The organism is Stenotrophomonas sp. YIM B06876 (assembly GCF_030711595.1).
Classification (GTDB): Bacteria; Pseudomonadota; Gammaproteobacteria; order Xanthomonadales; family Xanthomonadaceae; genus Stenotrophomonas.
The window spans coordinates 1-608 of record NZ_JAUJUJ010000488.1; the positions used below are offsets into that span (position 1 = coordinate 1).

Annotated in this window: 1 protein-coding gene; it reads left to right on the forward strand. The window is 66.9% G+C overall.

The window, feature by feature from the left end; all coding sequences use genetic code 11:
- The coding region (locus QZH66_RS18080; RefSeq protein ID WP_305807184.1) for a MucB/RseB C-terminal domain-containing protein at positions 1-608 on the forward strand (608 nt) is incomplete at both ends.

A 608-nucleotide genomic window follows, 5' to 3' on the forward strand; every position in this document is an offset into this window, starting at 1 on the left:
GTTCTGGCCGCAGTCGCACACCGTGCGCAACGAGCAGCGCGAGCCGCAAGGCGGCTTTCCGCAGTTGCCCTGGGTGAGCGGCGCGGCGGTGGCGCAGTTCTATAGCGCGAGCCTGCTCGGCTCCGAACGCGTGGCGGGGCAGATGGCCGATGTGGTGTGGTTCAAGCCCCAGGATGCATTGCGGTTTGGCTACCGCATCTGGAGTGCGCATGATTCGGGGCTGGTGCTCAAGCTGCAAACGCTGCAGGCCGACGGGCAGGTGCTGGAGCAGGCGGCCTTTTCCGAACTCGACCTGAAGACGCCGGTGCGCATGGAGTCCCTGGCGCGCATGATGGACGACACGGCCGGCTACCGGGTTGTGAACGTGGCCATGCAAAAAACGTCGGCGGCGCAGCAGGGCTGGACGCTGCGGAAACCCGTCGCCGGCTTCGTGCCCATGAACTGCTACCAGCATGCTGCGAAGACCATGCCGGCGACCCCGGGCGGCTTGCAGTGCATCTACTCGGACGGTCTGGCGACGGTGTCGCTGTTCATCGACCGCTACGACGAGAAACGCCATGCGGCGCAGGCCGGGCAGTGGAGCATGGGAGCCACGCACACGCTCGCCC